Source organism: Asanoa sp. NPDC049475, from assembly GCF_040676915.1.
Taxonomy (GTDB): domain Bacteria; phylum Actinomycetota; class Actinomycetes; order Mycobacteriales; family Micromonosporaceae; genus Asanoa.
Genome location: NZ_JBFAPY010000002.1, coordinates 1,007,140 through 1,022,921, shown reverse-complemented (window position 1 = coordinate 1,022,921; position 15,782 = coordinate 1,007,140). Strand labels below are relative to the sequence as shown.

The window sequence follows — 15,782 nt, the reverse complement described above, 5'->3', positions numbered from 1 at the left end:
CACGGTCAGTTCTTGACCGCACCGGACAGCCCGTTGACGAAGTACCGCTGGAGGGCCAGGAACAGCACGATCACCGGGACCACCAGGATCAGCGAGCCCGCCATGATCTCGTTGTACGAGGGCACGGTGCCGGACGCCAGCCGCTCCAGCGCGAGCGGCAGCGTGTAGCGGGACTCGTCGTTGAGCGACACCCGGGTGAGCACGTACTCGTTCCAGGTCGGCACCGCCGTCAGCACGCCGATGGTGATCAGCGTCGGCCGGGCCAGCGGCAGGTAGACGCGCCAGAAGATCCGTAGCTCGCCGGCGCCGTCGGCGGTCGCGGCGTCGTGCAGGTCGAGCGGGACGGCGCGGAACGCGTTGGTCAGCATCAGCACCGCCAGCGGCGCGGTGCCGTTGACGAACGGCAGGATCAGGCCGGCGTGCGTACCCAGGATGCCCAGCTTGTTCTCCAGGATGGTCAGCGGCAGCAGCACGGTGATGCTCGGCACGAACAGCAGGGCGACGAAGAACCAGAACACGAAGCGCCGGCCCGGGAACTCGATCATCGCGAAGGCGTAGCCGGCGAGGCTGTAGACGACCAGCACGCCGAGCACCGTCAGCCCGGTGACCTGGAGGCTGTTGAGGAAGTAGTCGAAGAAGTGCAGCCGGCTCCAGGTGTCGGCGAGCGTCTCCAGCGTCGGCCGACGGGGAACGAGATGGCCACCGGACAGCACCTCCAGGCGGTCCTTGAAGGCGCCGGACACCATCCAGACGAACGGGTAGAGGCTGATCGCCGCGTACGCGGTCAACAGCAGGAAGGGGACGACGCGCCTCATCGTTGCCCCCGCAGCAGCCGGGCGTTGACCACGGCGAGCAGCAGCGCGGCCAGGAAGATGAGCCAGCCCAGCGCGCTGGCGACACCGAGCGTGGGGGACAGGCTCTGGAAGAACGCCTGCTGGTACGCCTTGAGCCCGAGCACGTCGGTGTGCCCGGCCGGACCGCCGTTGGTCATGATCAGGAAGATCTGGAAACCCTGCATGGTGTCGCGCAGCCCGAGCAGCACGATCGCGACCGTGATCGGCACCAGCAGCGGCCAGGTGATGTGCCGCAGCCGGCGCACCGACCCGGCGCCGTCGAGCGAGGCCGCCTCGATCACCGCGGGGTCGATCGCCTGCAGGCCGGCCAGGTAGAGCAGCATCGCGACCGGGACGCTGCCCCAGACCATGATGACGATCAGGGTCGGCAGCGCCGTGTCCGGGTCGGCGAGGAAGCCCTGCGGCCGGGCCAGGCTGCCGAGCCCGACCGCCCGCAACGCGAGGTTGACGGCGCCGTCGGGCTCGAGCACGTAGCGCCACGCGTAGTAGACCGCGATGCCCGCCGTCACGTACGGCAGGAAGAAGATCGACCGCAGCGTGCCGCGCAGCCGGGTGACGCTGTTGAGCAGCGTGGCCAGCGGCAGGGCGATGAGGACGGTGCCGAACGAGACGGCGACCATCGCGATCCCCGTGTTGACCGCGGCGTTGCGCATCTCGGGCGCCAGCCGCGGGTCCGCGTAGAGCAGGTCGCGGTAGTTCTGCAGGCCCACCCAGTCCCAGCTCGGCGAGAAGCCGTTCCACTTGGCGAAGCTGAGCCCGAAGCTGTAGACGAGCGTGTAGAGCCCCATCACCAGGAAGAGCACGACCGCGGGGGCGATGAACGCGTAGCCGACCAGGGCCCGGCGCCCCCGCTGCCGGGACCGGGCGGTGGGGGGGGGGGGGGCGGGGGCCCCCCCCCCCCCCGGGGGGGGCGGGGGGGGGGGGGGGGGCCCCCGGGGCCCCCCCCCCCGCGACGGTGGTGTCGGTGGTGACGGCCACTTACTTCGCGTCCCACATCGCCTTGACGACGGTGTCGAGCGTGCGGCCGGTGGTGGCCGCGTCGGCCTCGCCGAGGGGTGCCAGCTTCAGCAGCGGGTTGCCCATCTCGACCTCGTCGTAGTCCGGCGGGCGGAACCCCCGGTTGCCGGCGTCGTAGGTGTCCTGTGCCGGGCCGGTGAAGAACTGTTGCAGCGCCGCGAGGTCCGGGCCGATCAGCGTCTCGGCCTGCGTGCCGAGGTCGGTGGCGGGCAGGTCGAGCGACGCCTTGGCGAAGATGCCGGCCCCCTCGGGCGAGGTGAGGAAGTCGACCCACTGGCTCGCGCCGGCGGCGTTGGCGCTGGTCGAGGTGACCGACAGCCCGGTCAGCGCGAGGGGCGCCAGGCGGAGGTCGCGCACGGCACCGCCGGTGGCCGGCGGGATCGGGAAGGCCAGCACGTTCTCGGGCTTCATGCCGTTCTGGGCGAGGAAGGCCAGGGTGAACGTGCCGCCGACGTTGAACGCCGACTTGCCCTGCGCGAAGGCGATGTCGGCCTCGTCGATGCCGAGCGCGCTGACGCCCGGGATCCAGTAGGGCCGCAGCTGCGCGTAGAGGTCGAGGGTCTTGAGCCCGTCCGGCGAGCCGAAGCCGGCCGTGGTCCCCTTGCCGAACAGGGCCTCGAACTTCTGCTGACCGAGGTACGCGAACGCGAGCTGCTCGTAGACCCAGTTGAACCCGGTCTGGGTGACCTTGAGGCCGAGCGAGAGCCCGCCCTGCTCCTTGTCCGAGGTGGTCGTCGCCTTCAGCGCACTCAGGAACTCCTCCCAGGTGGCCGGTGGCGTCGCGGGGTCGAGACCCGCCGCGGCCAGCTTCTCCTTGTTGGCGTAGACGATGCCGAACGTGCCGGCGGTGAACGGGACGCTGTAGAGGCTTCCGACGGTCGCACCCGACAGCTCCTCGATGCTGTCCTTGCGCTGCTGGGTGACCCGGCCGGACTCCCGCGTGGGTGCCAGGAAGCGGTCGAGCTTGCCGTCGAAGTCGCCCTTGAGGTCGGCGAGCAGCCCGCCGCCGCCGACCCGCAGGTCCTCGCCACCCGAGTGCAGCTCGAGCACGTCGGGCAGGTCCTTGGTCTGCGCCGCGCTCTGGATCTTCGCGGTGAAGACGTCGTCGGGCGAGAACGCCTCGATCCGCACGTCGATGCCGCTCTTGTCCTTGAAGGCGGCGGCGGCCTGTTGCAACGCCTCGACGTGGGTGCGCTTGAACGTCCACATCGTCAGGCTCTTGCCGCCGTCGCCGCTCTCGTCGTCGCCGCCGCACGCGGTGACCGTCAAGCCGAGTGCGACGGCGGTCACCGCCGCGAGGACGCGTCTGTTTCCGATCATGGTCTGGCCCTCCCGCTGGACGAAGGGGATCTATCGGGCTAGCAAATCGTTAAGACCTGCCGGCAATCTACCCGCAACCTGACGGAAGTCAAGAGGTTCTATATGGACGGGCGTCAGTCAGGTGGACTGGCGACGGATCAGTTGGGTCGGGATGACGATCTCCCGGGGTGGGCCGGCGACCCCGTCGATCCGGTCGAGCAGCAGCCGCGCGCAGGCCACCCCGATCTCCCGCGCCGGGTTGGCGATCGTGGTCAGTTGCGGCGTGACGAGGCTCGCCGCGTCGATGTCGTCGAAGCCCATCACGGCGAGGTCGTCGGGCACCCGCAGGCCGCGTTCCCGGGCCGCGTCGAGCGCGCCGATCGCCATCATGTCGTTGGCGCACAGCACCGCGTCGGGACGCTTGCGTTGCCGGATCAGCTTTTCCACGCCGTGCGCGCCGCCGGCGCGGCTGAAGTCGGTGTGCACCACGAGGTTCTGCTGTGGACCGATGCCGGCCTCGGCGAGCGCGGCGCGGTAGCCGGCGACCCGCTCGGCGGCCGGCCCCTCGGCCGCGGGGCCGCAGATGAAGGCGATCCGCCGGTATCCATTGTGGATCAGATAGCGCACCGCGTCGCGGGCGCCGCCCTCGTCGTCGCTGTGCACCAGGTCGACGCCGGGCTGCGTCTGCCGCCCGCCGAGGCGCACCACCGGGATCTGCGCGTCGATCACCGGCTGGAGGTCGTCGGCGTGGGTGTTGAAGACCGCGAACGCGACGCCGTCGACCTGCCGCGAGATCATCTTGTCGAGGGCCGCGCGCTCCAGGTCGCGGACGCCGTTGGTGTTGGTGATGATCTCGTCGTAGCCGGCCGGCCCGAGCACGTCCTGCACGCCACGGGCGAGCACCGGGTAGAACGGGTTCGTGATGTCGGGGATCACCAGGCCGATCGTCAGGCTGCGGCCGGCGCGCAGGCCGCGCGCGACCACGTTGGGCCGGTAGCCGAGCTCCTCGATCGCGTCCATGATGCGCCGCCGGGTCTCCGCCGACACCGGCCGGCGCCCGTTGAGGGCGTGCGAGACCGTGGTCGCGCTGACCCCGGCGAGCTGCGCGACCTGGCCGATCCGCGGCCGGTCGCCGCGAAACGCCACCCGGACCTCCTCGGCTCGGTGAGTCCTGCTGTGGCCGGATCGTACCGCGCTCGCAGTGACGTCCGTCGAACTGAGCCGGACACGCCGGGAGTGTTGGTACCCCAACGTAGTCGACCAGTGACCTAAAGTTACCGGCGTTTGCCACAACAGGGGAGTCACGGGGAATGGGATCGTCGCATGTCGCGCTGCCCTCGGAAGGGTGGCCGCACCTGCTGCGGGAGTGGGGGCACGAGCTGCCCGCCAACTGGCGATGGGCCGCGGATCGGGACATTCCCGTGGCCGACTGCGCCGACCCGCGGGCGATCCGCGCCCTGTTGCGCGCCACCTACCCGCGATTGGTCCCGACGCGGGTCCTGGCGCCGCCGCCGCACGACACCAGGTTGTGGCTTCCGCCGTCCGTGGCTCTGCGTCTCGCGGCGGGAGTGCGGTTGCCGCACCTCCTGCCCACGCCGGTACGGCGCCGGCCCAGTTTCCGCATCCGCGGAGGCCGGTCCGACCCAGAGGTCGCCGAGGCCGCGTTGGCGGCGGCGGACGAGGTCGACGAGTGCGCCGTGGTGCTCCGGGAGTCCGTCCTGATCGGATACCTGACACTGCTGCCGGGCTGGCACGCCGAGCCGGAGGTGCTTCGCGACTACCTGACCGCGCGGCTGGCCGCGCCGCGCGTGCCGCGCAGGTTGGTGGTGCTCGACCGCTTCCCGCGCACGGCTGACGGCGCGATCGACCGGGCGTCGCTAGGCACGGTCCCGCTGGGCCCGTAGGGCCCGGGTGGCCCGCTCGACGGGCAGCGGCGGTGAGAGCAGGTGGCCCTGGCCGTAGCCGCAGCCGAGGTCCAGCAGTGCGTCGAGCTGCGCCTGCGTCTCGATGCCCTCGGCGAACGCCTTCATCGACAACGAGTCGGCCACCGCCATGATGGCGCGGACGATGCCGCGGCCGTTGTTCTCCGAGCCGCCCATCGCGGCCACGAACCCCCGGTCGATCTTCAGGCCCTCGACCGGGAACCGCTGGAGGTAGGCCAGGCTGGAGTACGACATCCCGAAGTCGTCGAGCGCGAAGTGCACGCCGGCGCCGCGCAGCGCCGACACCTGGCTGGAGATGTCCTCCGCGGTGTCCATGTGCTCGGTGACCTCGAGCCAGATGTCGGCCGGGTCGACCCCGGCCGCCCGGATCACGTCGAGCAGCTCGCCGTGCCCGCGCTCGAGCTGCACGGCCGAGATGTTCACGCTCATGTGGAGGCGCTCGGTGGGGAACTCGCGCTGCCACGTCGCGAGCTGCCGGCATGCCTGGTCGAGCACCCAGGCACCGATCGGGACGATCGCACCGGTCTCCTCGGCCAGCGGGATGAACACGTCCGGCGGCACGTTGCCGCGCTCCGGGTGGCGCCAGCGGGCCAGCGCCTCGAACGAGCGGATCGTGTTGGTCTTGAGCTCGACCATCGGCTGGTACGCGACCGAGAGCTGGCCGTGCTCGAGCGCCTCGGACAGGTCGGAGCGCAGGTCGAGGCGGTCTATCGAGCGGTGCGAGGCCTCGTCGTCGAAGATCTCCAGCCGGCCGGAGCCGCGGGCCTTGGCGGCGTACATCGCGGCGTCGGCGTCGCGCAGCATCGCGCTGGCAGAGGCGGTGCCCCGCCGGCCGAGCACGGCGCCGATGCTCGCGGTGACCTCGACGCGCTCGCCGCGCAGCGGGAACTCGTCGCCCAGCGCCACCTGGATGCGGCGGCCCATGTCGTTGAGGTCGGTCAGGTCCGTGGCGCCGTTGATCAGCAGGACGAACTCGTCGCCGCCGAACCGGGCCAGCATGTCGCCGGGCCGCACCACCTTGCGCAGCCGCTGGGCCACCTGCTGGATCAGCTCGTCGCCGGCCTCGTGGCCGAGCCGGTCGTTGACCGCCTTGAACTTGTCGAGGTCGAAGAAGAGCAGCCCGGCCACGCCGGTCGGTGAGGTGGCCAGCGCCTCGTCGATCCGCTGCGCGGCGGTCATCCGGTTGGCCAGGCCGGTCAGCGGGTCACGCGAGGCCCGCCGCTGGAGCTCGTGCTCGCGGGCCTTGAGCCGCCGGTAGTGCTCGCCGTTGGCCATCGCCACGCTCAGGTAGCTGGCCAGCACCTGGGCGACCTCGACGGAGGACTTGCCGAACGACCGGGCGCGCCGGCCCTTGGCCGCCAGCACCGCGATGGCCGTGCCGTCGCGCATCACCGGGACGAGCAGCACGGGGTCGTCGCTGGTCGTGGCCGGGCCGACGTACGCCTCGCCGGCGGACAGCCGGGCCCAGCCCGGCAGCTCGGACGCGGGCCTCGGCCACGGCTTCCCCGTGTCGGCGTTGTCGGCCACCGCCGTCACCTCGGCCAGGTCGTCGCGCACGGTGAGCACCCAGGCCGAGTCCGTGCCGGTGAGCTCGCGCAGCAGGACCACTGCCTCGTCGAGCAGCGACCCGACGTCGAGGTGCCGGGCCAGACCGGGGCCGGCCTGCGCGAGCCGCTCGATCGCGGCCCCGCGCTCGCGCGACTCGACGGCCGAGTACATGCGGTAGGCCATCGAGAGCAGCACCTGGAGGTCGGCCGGCGTGAACAGGTCGCCGCCGCTGCGGTAGAGCACGAGCAGGTCGCCGGCGAACTCGGTGCCCACGCCGGACAGGGGTATCCAGGCCGCCGAGGTGGTCGGGACGTCGCGCAGCGGCGGCGGGCGGTCGGCGACCGGCACGGCGTGCCGGGCCGCGGCGGTGCCGGAGGTGATCACCCGGCGGGCGGTCGGGCCGACCGGCCAGCCGGTGGTGAACGCCGGGTCGTCCTCGGGCAGTCCGCACGAGGCGGTGACGAACAGCCGGTCGTCGATGGCCTCCGCGATGCACACCACGTCGGCGGCGAACACCTCGGATAGCACGGTCAGGGTGCGGTCGATCAGCCGGCCGGGGGAGGACGGCGTGCCGATGACGGTCAGCAGCCGGATCAGACGGGCGGTGTCCCGGTACGCCGCCGCGGCGGCGCCCTCCGCGCGGGAGAGGGCGGCACGCAGCGTCTCCGCCTCGGACTCGAAGCGGGGTGTCTGCGGATCCCCGTAGGCCACCATCTGTCAGAGGGCCATTGCCGCGATCGTGGCGTTGTGGTAGCCGGCGACGCCGGTGGTGCGCGCGAACTCGCCGTACGTGTAGTAGCCGAACGTCGGCGCGTTGCCCGCGGCCCGTTGCAGCCGTCGGGCCTCCTCGTGCCCGCGTTCGCCGAGGATGTCGAGCCGGGCGACGCAGTCGAACACGAGCACCACCGCCGGCTCCTCGTCGTCCACGACGCCTCCCACCACCTGCTCGCCGACCTCCAGGAGGTCCTCGGTGTCGCAGGAGACCACCTGAACCGCGGAGAAGGGCGGCAGCGGCGAGAACGTGCGCAGGTCGCCGTCGCTGTCGATGAACGCGCCGCGGATCAGCAGCGAGCCGTCGGGCTGGATGAGGCCGAAGGCGTGCTCGGAGTGGTATCCGCCCGCCCGCCGGTAGAGCTTGCGGCCGGTCTGGAGCGGCCGGAAGTTCTCCTTGTAGACCTCCAGCGCGGGCCGGCCGCCGAGCTCACGGACTATCTGGCCGTCGACCCCGCTGAGCATCAGCGGCAGGCTGGTCGGCTGCCAGCCGTGCCCGCCGATCACCCGCAGCGGCCGGTCCGAGCCGATCCAGATGGCCACGGCGGCGTCGCGCAGCACCTTGTCGCCGGCGAACACGAACGTCTCGGCGAGGTTGCGGTCGTCGGCCGCGGCGCCGCCGATCACCGGGATCTGGAAGCCCGTGACCTTGTGGATGCCGTTGAGCAGCTCCTGCTGGTCGCCGGCCAGGCCGTCGGAGAAGATCAGGACCGCCTCGTGCGGCGAGCGCTCCGGGCCGGCCGCGTCGAGCGCGGCGCGGGCCAACGCCCGGCCGGCCCCGGTCGCGTCGGCCTGCAGCCCGGTGGCGTGCCCGAGGCCGAAGCGGTAGCCGCCGCCGGCCAGGGCCAGCACGGCGATGCCGTCGCCGGGCTCGGTGAGCTGGCCGTTGTGCAGCTGGCCGGAGCTCGTGGCGCCGGCGATCACGGCGGAGCCGGCGGCCGCGTTGACGGTCTTCAGCACCGTTTCGAGGTCGTACCGGACAGAGGCGTACACCAGCACCAGATCGGGCCGGCGGCCCCCGAGGGGGCGCAATGCCTCGGTGACCGCCGTCTCGGCGGCCACGCGCGTGTCGGTGCCGTTGCCGGTGCCGACACCGCGGACGGCGCGGTTGCTGGTCAGGACCCTCACCCCCACACGAATGCGTGGTCGGACAACCACCAACTGTAGTGGTGAGGACCGTTCGCTTCAGGGCGCAGTGGTCATGGTCATAACGCGTCTGGGACGGGTGGCACCCGGTGGTCCCCGAGGGGCGGGAACCACCGGGTGCCGTGACTCACCCTACGACCGACTTGAGCGAGATCCCGGCCGCACGCAGGTCACTGACCAGATCGCGCAGGTACGGGTGCTCGTCGGCCTGCAGGCCCTCGGGGTTGGGGATGACCAGCCAGGCCGACCCGCCGGCCTGGCTGACCCGGGCGGTGTCGGTGTAGCCGTCGACCACCGACTCGGCCCGGGCCAGATCGCCCGAAGCGACCTTGATGGTGATCGGGCGCCACTCGCCGCCCAGGTTCTCCGGTGCGGGGGCGGCCGCGGCGGCCGCCCGGGCCGGGTCGACCGTCGCCGCCGACCGGCGGGCCACCGACTGACCCGCCGGGTAGAGAACCGAGTTGGCGAGCATCTGGATGCCGCTCTCGTTGTACGCCCGGAACAGCGGGTTGAAGGCGAACAGCACCGCCCGACCGGCCCCGGTCGGCTCGTCGACCACGGCCGCCGTGCCGGCGAGCAGGTGCTCGTCGACCGTGAAGCCGTTGTGCCAGAACGTGTCGTCCGTGGGGTAGGTGACGACGTTGGTGCCGGTGGTGCTCGGGTTGAGGATCGGGTCCTCGTTGTTGAACTCGAAGTCCTCGGCCGGGCGACCCGCGCCCACCGGGCTGCTGCCGTCGACGTCGACCCGGAAGTGCGAGCCGATCACCGTGTAGTCGGGCGTCTGGGGCTTCTCGGTGGTCGAGGTGAGCCCGGCCGCGCGGGCGACCCGGGTGCCTTCGTTGCGCAGGCCGATGTACGTGTTGCCGGCCGCCACCCAGTTGCGCAGGTTCTGCTGGCCGGCGGCGGTCAGGCCACCGGTCGCGCTGCTGCCGTCCGGCACCAGCACCACCGTGCGGTCGGTGAACGCCGCGGTGTTGTCGTTGATGTCGGCCGTGGTGACCGGCTTCAGGTCGAGGCCCCAGCGGGCGCCGAGCACGTAGCGCGCCTCGCCGTACGAGCCGGAGGTGGTGGAGATGCCGGTGCCGCGGAACAGGCCGACGTCCGGCAGGGTGACCGCGGCGCCGGCCGGCGGCTTGCGGTTGGCGCTGAGTGTCACGCCCAGGCCGAGGGCCCGGTCGTTGAGCGCACCGGTCAGCCCCGCCTCCGGGAAGGAGGCCACGTTGGCGGCGTCGCGCTTGACCTCGACGCCTGCGCCCAGCAGCGCGAAAGTGAGCTCCGCGGCGCCGGCCGAGTCGAGTCGGAACTGGTAGGAGCCGCCCGCGGGCGCGTTGGCCGCCTTGCCGCCGGCCGGACGCGCGACGCGCTGCACCTTGGGCTTCAGGTCGTCACCGGTGTAGATGGTGTCGATGCCCATCAGCAGCGGGTTGCTCCACGAGGACACGTCGTAGAAGTACGGGAACGGAACGTACGGGTCCTCGCCGAGCGTCGCCTGGATCCAGTGCTTCTGCGGCTGGGCCATCGGGATCCAGTAGGCGCCCTTGGGCACGGTCAGGTTGTCGGCCTCACGGCCACCGAACACGTGCGCGTTCGGCACCGTGATCGGCTCCTTGACCTCGTAGACCTCGACGTCCATCGCCCGCAGCCGCTCGACCAGCCGGCGCACGTCGGCCTGCTGGCGCTCGGGGAGCAGGAAGTAGGATTTGATCTTGATGTCCGGCACCGGGAACTGCACCGTGTTGTCGGGCTGGACGACCTCGTTGGGCTCGAGCGTGCCGGCCTTGCCCTCGGCCAGCGCGTCCTTCCAGACCTTGAACCAGCCGGTGAGGACCTCCTTCTTGTTGGCGGAGGCCCAGCCGATCGTCGACCACTGGGTGTTGAACTGCTGCTGCACCCGGTCCTGGACGGCCGACGCGCTGCCCTTCTCGTACGTCATGCCGGCGGCGCCGAACCCGGCGGCCGGCACGGTGTCGCCGTACCCCATGTAGAAGAGGTCGTAGACGTCGTAGTTGAAGTAGCACTCGGTGGTGACCGTCGCGGTGCAGGCGCCGTTGTAGCCGAAGCCGGCCTTGTTGGCCTCACCGATGCGGTTGATCCAGTCGACCGGCTCGCTGGCGATCTCGTGGTGGATCGGGTCGGCGTTCGGCGGGAAGAAGTAGCGCCGGCTGCCCATCTCGTGCGCGTCGACGAAGACCTGCGGCGGGTACTTCCGGAGCAGCTCGATCTTGCCGTCGGTCTCCGGCTGGCTGCGGGCGAACCAGTCGCGGTTCAGGTCGAAGCCGTACTCGTTCTGCCGGCGGCTGGCGGCCCGGCCGTCCGGGTTCTGGGTCGGGATGATGACCGTGACCAGGTTGTCGTTGCGGTCACGCACGTCGCAGGACAGGCCGGCGGCGAGCTCGTAGAGCGACTTCAGCGCGGCGTCCGCGCCGCTGGTCTCACCACCGTGGACGTTGCCGGCGATGTAGACGATCGCCGGGCCGTCGTGCGCGATCCGGGCGGCCTTCGAGTCCGCCATCGTGCGCGGGTCGCGCAGGTCGCGGATGTTCTCCGCGATCGCCGCGAGGCCGTCCTTCGTGACGTGCGAGCTGTCGGAGACGATCGCGTACGGCAGCGGCTGGCCGGTGACGCTGGTGGCCATGGTGCCGGTGACGACGCGGTCCGAGGAGGCGTCGACGGCGGCCACGTACCGGCGGATCTCGTCGTTGGTGACGACCCGCTGCTGACCGAGGCCGAGGGGGAAGCCGAGGAAGGCCTCCGGGCTCGGCACGTCGGTCAGGCGGGCCTGGGGGTTGGGGTCACAGGCTGGACGAGGGGGGTTGGCGCTGGCGGGAACGCCGTTGAGCATCGGCAGCGTGCCGGCGAGCAACAGCGCTGTCGCTGCACCCGCAAGCCGTTTTGCGCGGTTCGGTAGTCGCATTAAACCCGCTTCCCTTCCCGGAAAGGTGGAGTGAAAGGCGAATGGAGCCTATGACCTGGCATTTCCAAGGGTCAAGATCCGAAAGCCCGAGGCCATTCATTGTGGCGAATAACGTGAAATACCACCGAACCGGGCGAAGTCTATCGTGGACGATCACCCCGCGAGGTGCCGCCGGAAAAAGTCCCGTCACGATGTCGAAATCGGGCCGGCCCGTTCGCTGCACTGGTGAGGGCCGCCCGCGACGTGCGGGCGGCCACGACGCAAGGAGACCGACATGTCGTTCCAGGCCTACCTCGACGCGGCGGAGGACAAGACCGGCAAGACCCCGCGTGAGCTGGTCGACGAGGCCCGCGCCCGGGGCTTCGACGCCGCAGACGTGAAGGCGACGACCATCGTCGAGTGGCTGCGCGACGACTACGGGCTGGGCCGGGGGCACGCGATGGCCCTGGTCCACGTCATCAAGAAGGGTCCGCGGATCTCGTCGAAGCACGTCGGCCGCGCCGGTTCCCACGGCGACGCCTCCGACCTGCTCTGGCTCGACGGCAAGGCGGCGCGGCCGGCATAGTGGGCGGCATGCCGCTTGAACCCGTCGAGCGGGCGTCGGTCGACGAGCTGCGCTCCCTCCAGCTCGAACGACTCCGCTGGTCGCTCGGGCACGCCTACGACAACGTCCCGCACTACCGTGCCGCGTTCGACGCGGCCGGCGTACACCCGGACGACCTGAAGTCCCTCGACGACCTGGCGGCGTTCCCGACGACCAGCAAGGACGACCTGCGGGCCAACTACCCGTTCGGGATGTTCGCCGTGCCGCGCGAGCAGGTCGTCCGGGTGCACGCCTCGTCGGGCACCACGGGCCGCCCGACGGTGGTCGGCTACACGAAGGACGACATCACCACCTGGGCGCGGCTGATGGCCCGCTCGATCCGGGCCTCGGGCGGAAACCCCGGCGACGTCGTGCACGTGGCGTACGGTTACGGCCTGTTCACCGGCGGCCTCGGCGCCCACTACGGCGCCGAGGAGCTCGGCTGCACGGTCGTGCCGGTGTCGGGCGGGATGACGTCGCGGCAGGTCATGCTGATCCAGGACTTCCAGCCGTCGATCATCATGGTGACGCCCAGCTACCTGCTCGCGATCGTCGACGAGCTGGAGCGGCAGGGCGTCGACCCGCGCGGCACCTCGCTGCGCACCGGCATCCTCGGCGCCGAGCCGTGGACCGAGGACATGCGCCGCGAGATCGAGGAGCGGCTCGGCATCGACGCGGTCGACATCTACGGCCTGTCCGAGGTGATGGGCCCGGGTGTGGCCAACGAGTGCGTCGAGACCAAGGACGGCCCGCACATCTGGGAGGACCACTTCTATCCGGAGATCATCGACCCGGTGACCGGTGCGGTGCTGCCCGACGGGTCGTTCGGCGAGCTCGTCTTCACGTCGCTGACCAAGCAGGCGATGCCCGTGATCCGCTACCGCACCCGCGACCTGACCCGGCTGCTGCCCGGCACCGCCCGCCCGATGCGCCGGATGGAGAAGATCACCGGGCGTACGGACGACATGATGATCGTGCGCGGGGTCAACGTGTTCCCGACCCAGATCGAGGAGCTGATCCTCGGGACCGCCGAGCTCTCGCCCCATTTCCAGTGCGTGCTCAGCCGCTCCGGCCGGCTCGACGCGCTGACCGTCCGGGTCGAGCGGCGGCCCGGCGTCGACGCCTCCGCGGCGGCCGCCACGCTCGCCGCGGCGGTGAAGGACCGGATCGGCGTGACCATCGCGGTCGAGGTGCTGGAGCCGGACGGTGTCGAGCGCTCGATGGGCAAGATGCGCCGGATCGTCGACGAGCGCTGACCTTCCTTCAGATCGGCAGCAGCCGGGGGCGGCGGCGGGCCGACAGGTCCTCGACCCAGCCGACGTGCATGACCACCATGACGAGCAGCCACAGGCCGATCGCGGTGTAGCCGACCTCGGCGATCGTGTCGCCGAACACCCAGACGTGCAGCAGGTCGCCGAGCGGGAAGGCGGCCGTGATCGCCGCGTTGTGCCACAGGTAGATCGTCACGGCCCGCGAGTTGAGCAGGGTCACGGCGGCGTCTGCGCGGCGGCGTTGCGTGAGCCAGTCCATCTTCGGCGCCAGCCGCAGCAGCACCAGCACGAAGCCGATCGAGTAGATGGCGTACGCCACCGGGCTCTCGCCCAGGTCGATGCCGTCGGCGCCGTGGTGGGTGACCACCCAGCCGACCGCGCCGGACGTGGCCGCCACCGAGATCGCCAGGACCGCCGCGAACCGCAGGCGGCGCAGGTCGCCGTCGCGATGGGCGAAGCCGAGCACCCAGCAGGCCGCGAACGTCAGCACGTCCTCGACCACCGAGGCGGACCGGTCGCCGAACGGCCAGGGCGCGACCTGATAAAGGGGCAGGATCGCGAGCGGCGCCAGCACGGTCAGCACCCGGGCCTTGCGATAGAGCTTCAGCAGCAACGGCGAGAGCAGCACCAGCCAGAGGTACGTCACGAGGTACCACAGGATGCCGCTGACCGGCTCGGCCCAGGCGGTGGCCGGCGGCTCGGCGATCGGCAGCAGCCAGAGCAGCAGCGCCGGCCACCCTGGACGGTCGTCCCAACCGACCACGAGCATCGCGGGCACGACGACCGCGGCGAGCAGCCACAGCGCGGGCAGCAGCCGCCGCAACCGGCCGCGGACCGCGCGGGCGGCCGAGCGGTCGACGGACCGGGCCATCAGCGAGCCGCCGAGCGCGAACATCACGCCCATCGCCGGGAATCCCAGGCCCAGCCAGGCGACGGGGAACATGTGGTAGAGCACGACGCGCACGATGGCTGCGGCCCGGAGCAGGTCGAACCAGCGGTCGCGGCCGTCACCGGCCGGTTGCCGGCCCGTGGCCCTGGCCCACAGCGTGGGCTGTTCCTGCGTCGCGGCCTTCGCCCAGACGGTGGGCTCCGGCCTGGTCGGTGCGGTCAGGGCGGCGGTCGCCGTGTGGTAGCGCGGCGGCCCGACCCAGTCGTCTTCCCTCGCGGTCACCGGCCGACCCTAACCACGGCGCGTGCCGTGCGGCGGGTGTGCGTACCCCGCCCGGGCGACGGCCTTCCGGTCGGTCATCGCACCCGATAGAGCCGTAACCTCCGGCGCTCAGAGTGCGGAGATGGTCTCCGGCGCGCGCTCACGACGGCTGAGCGCCCGCAGGGTCGCGACCTGGCCGTGCCGGGCCACCGCCAGGTCGGTCAGCAGCCCGAGGACCGGCCGCAGCACCTGCGACGGGAACGTCGGCGTCGGCAGATCGACGCTGACCGCGAGGTCGTCACAGTGGACGGAGATCTCCATCATCCGGGTCAGCAGCAGGTCGTCCAGGCACAGCGCCCAGCCGGTCCAGGGCAGCAGCACCTTCTCGTCCGGCGGCATCTCGGGCAGTGTCTCGCGAATGGCCACGAGGTCGGCGCGCAGCGTCTCGACGAGCTGAGCGTGGCCGGCCTCGGCGAACTCGTCGCCCTGCGCCCGGATCGCCACGTTGGCGGGCGTGTCGACGTCCTTGCCGAGCCAGACCGAAGCGCCGTAGTGCTCCATCAGGTCGCGCGGCCGCTGGTCGGCCGGTGGCGCGTCGAGGAGCTCGACCATCATGTGCACCTGGCGCCCGAGGTGCCCGGCGAGGCCGCCGACGGAGAACTCGGCCAGCGCGCTCGGCTGCGTCCAGCGGTCGGCGACCGCCGGGTCGGCGAGGAGGTCGACGGCGATCGCCGCCGCGTCGAGATAGGCCCTGCGATGCATGCCGCGGAGCCTATCGGTCAGTTGATCGCGACGCTGACCTCAGTCGACTTGACCAGCGCGAGCACCTCGTCACCCTCGCTGAGGTCGAGGTCGTTGACGGCGTCGTTGGTGACCACCGCGGTGAGCGCCCCGCCGCCGTCGACCGCCACCTTCAGCGTGGTCATCGCGGCCCCGCTCGTCAGCGAGGTGATCCGGCCGGGGAGCTGGTTGCGGATGCTGAGGTCGCCGACGGCGCCGGTGGCCAGCGCGACGTCGGTCGCCTTGACCAGCATCGTCACGGGCTGGCCGGCGATGAGCTCGAGCTCGTCGGCGCTCTCCCTGGTGATCGCCGCAGTCACCTCCTGGCCGCTGGCGAGCTGGGCCTTCACGGCGGCCATCGCGTCGCCACGGGACACCGACAGGATCGTGGCGTCGAGTTGGTTGCGGATGCTGAGTCGCATGGGCCTGTCCATTCGCGATCATTTGGTACGCGTTTGTCCCGACCATCCTGCCCCCGGCTCCGGACCCTCAACCGCGCGACACGC

General features: G+C 71.5%; 13 protein-coding genes. 3 read left to right on the top strand and 10 right to left on the bottom strand.

From position 1 onward, the window contains the following. Positions 1–5: 5 nt before the first annotated feature. The 4 genes from AB0J88_RS10890 to AB0J88_RS10875 all read right to left on the bottom strand — a co-directional run bounded on the left by AB0J88_RS10890 (position 6) and on the right by AB0J88_RS10875 (position 4,316). Positions 6–815: a carbohydrate ABC transporter permease gene (locus AB0J88_RS10890; RefSeq protein ID WP_364361625.1), complete on the bottom strand. Its 810-nt coding sequence runs from the start codon at positions 813–815 to the stop codon at positions 6–8. Beyond that, entirely contained in the window at positions 812–1,657 is an 846-nt protein-coding gene (locus AB0J88_RS10885) for a sugar ABC transporter permease (RefSeq protein WP_364737850.1), read from the bottom strand. Before AB0J88_RS10885 ends, AB0J88_RS10890 begins: the two co-directional genes overlap by 4 nt. Before the next feature lie 175 nt (positions 1,658–1,832). Further along, on the bottom strand, positions 1,833–3,191 hold the full coding sequence (locus tag AB0J88_RS10880) for an extracellular solute-binding protein (protein ID WP_364346154.1): 1,359 nt from the start codon (positions 3,189–3,191) through the stop codon (positions 1,833–1,835). 117 nt (positions 3,192–3,308) lie between these two features. After that, positions 3,309–4,316, bottom strand: coding sequence for a LacI family DNA-binding transcriptional regulator (locus tag AB0J88_RS10875; RefSeq protein WP_364346156.1), 1,008 nt, complete (start codon positions 4,314–4,316; stop codon positions 3,309–3,311). Positions 4,317–4,480: 164 nt separating this feature from the next. Between AB0J88_RS10875 and AB0J88_RS10870 the strand changes: the two genes are divergently transcribed. After that, entirely contained in the window at positions 4,481–5,074 is a 594-nt protein-coding gene (locus tag AB0J88_RS10870; RefSeq protein ID WP_364346158.1) for a hypothetical protein, read from the top strand. On the opposite strand, the gene AB0J88_RS10865 is transcribed toward AB0J88_RS10870, so the two are convergent. The 3 genes from AB0J88_RS10865 to AB0J88_RS10855 form a co-directional block, all read right to left on the bottom strand. After that, positions 5,048–7,375 carry an EAL domain-containing protein gene (locus tag AB0J88_RS10865; protein ID WP_364346160.1) on the bottom strand — a complete coding sequence of 776 codons (2,328 nt, stop codon included), beginning with the start codon at positions 7,373–7,375 and terminating at the stop codon, positions 5,048–5,050. The genes AB0J88_RS10870 and AB0J88_RS10865 overlap by 27 nt on opposite strands. A 3-nt stretch (positions 7,376–7,378) precedes the next feature. Then, complete coding sequence (locus AB0J88_RS10860) at positions 7,379–8,560, bottom strand: FIST N-terminal domain-containing protein (RefSeq protein WP_364346162.1); 1,182 nt, start codon at positions 8,558–8,560, stop codon at positions 7,379–7,381. Between the two features lie 145 nt (positions 8,561–8,705). Then, positions 8,706–11,441 (bottom strand): M14 family zinc carboxypeptidase, encoded by a 2,736-nt coding sequence (locus AB0J88_RS10855; protein WP_364346164.1) that lies wholly within the window; start codon positions 11,439–11,441, stop codon positions 8,706–8,708. Positions 11,442–11,766: 325 nt separating this feature from the next. On the opposite strand from AB0J88_RS10855, the gene AB0J88_RS10850 reads away from it, so the two are divergent. Together AB0J88_RS10850 and paaK are read left to right on the top strand one after the other, a co-directional pair. Next, on the top strand, positions 11,767–12,057 hold the full coding sequence (locus AB0J88_RS10850) for a DUF4287 domain-containing protein (protein ID WP_364346166.1): 291 nt from the start codon (positions 11,767–11,769) through the stop codon (positions 12,055–12,057). Between the two features lie 8 nt (positions 12,058–12,065). Further along, complete coding sequence (paaK, locus tag AB0J88_RS10845; RefSeq protein WP_364346168.1) at positions 12,066–13,331, top strand: phenylacetate--CoA ligase PaaK; 1,266 nt, start codon at positions 12,066–12,068, stop codon at positions 13,329–13,331. Between the two features lie 7 nt (positions 13,332–13,338). Here paaK and AB0J88_RS10840 read toward each other — a convergent pair whose 3' ends face one another. The 3 genes from AB0J88_RS10840 to AB0J88_RS10830 all read right to left on the bottom strand — a co-directional run bounded on the left by AB0J88_RS10840 (position 13,339) and on the right by AB0J88_RS10830 (position 15,698). Beyond that, the gene (locus tag AB0J88_RS10840) at positions 13,339–14,517 is read right to left on the bottom strand and encodes an acyltransferase (RefSeq protein WP_364346170.1); all 1,179 of its coding nucleotides are present in this window, start codon (positions 14,515–14,517) and stop codon (positions 13,339–13,341) included. 108 nt (positions 14,518–14,625) lie between these two features. Beyond that, positions 14,626–15,258 carry a maleylpyruvate isomerase N-terminal domain-containing protein gene (locus AB0J88_RS10835; protein WP_364346172.1) on the bottom strand — a complete coding sequence of 211 codons (633 nt, stop codon included), beginning with the start codon at positions 15,256–15,258 and terminating at the stop codon, positions 14,626–14,628. 17 nt (positions 15,259–15,275) lie between these two features. Further along, the gene (locus tag AB0J88_RS10830) at positions 15,276–15,698 is read right to left on the bottom strand and encodes a TOBE domain-containing protein (RefSeq protein WP_364346174.1); all 423 of its coding nucleotides are present in this window, start codon (positions 15,696–15,698) and stop codon (positions 15,276–15,278) included. Positions 15,699–15,782: the final 84 nt, after the last annotated feature.

What these genes read in the sequence shown, in the direction of transcription:
- AB0J88_RS10880 (WP_364346154.1), bottom strand. Translation starts at nt 3,191, where the DNA reads ATGATCGGAAACAGACGCGTCCTCGCGGCGGTGACCGCCGTCGCACTC.
- AB0J88_RS10830 (WP_364346174.1), bottom strand. Translation starts at nt 15,698, where the DNA reads ATGCGACTCAGCATCCGCAACCAACTCGACGCCACGATCCTGTCGGTG.
- AB0J88_RS10870 (WP_364346158.1), top strand. Translation starts at nt 4,481, where the DNA reads ATGGGATCGTCGCATGTCGCGCTGCCCTCGGAAGGGTGGCCGCACCTG.
- AB0J88_RS10865 (WP_364346160.1), bottom strand. Translation starts at nt 7,375, where the DNA reads ATGGTGGCCTACGGGGATCCGCAGACACCCCGCTTCGAGTCCGAGGCG.
- AB0J88_RS10890 (WP_364361625.1), bottom strand. Translation starts at nt 815, where the DNA reads ATGAGGCGCGTCGTCCCCTTCCTGCTGTTGACCGCGTACGCGGCGATC.
- AB0J88_RS10835 (WP_364346172.1), bottom strand. Translation starts at nt 15,258, where the DNA reads ATGCATCGCAGGGCCTATCTCGACGCGGCGGCGATCGCCGTCGACCTC.
- AB0J88_RS10850 (WP_364346166.1), top strand. Translation starts at nt 11,767, where the DNA reads ATGTCGTTCCAGGCCTACCTCGACGCGGCGGAGGACAAGACCGGCAAG.
- paaK (WP_364346168.1), top strand. Translation starts at nt 12,066, where the DNA reads ATGCCGCTTGAACCCGTCGAGCGGGCGTCGGTCGACGAGCTGCGCTCC.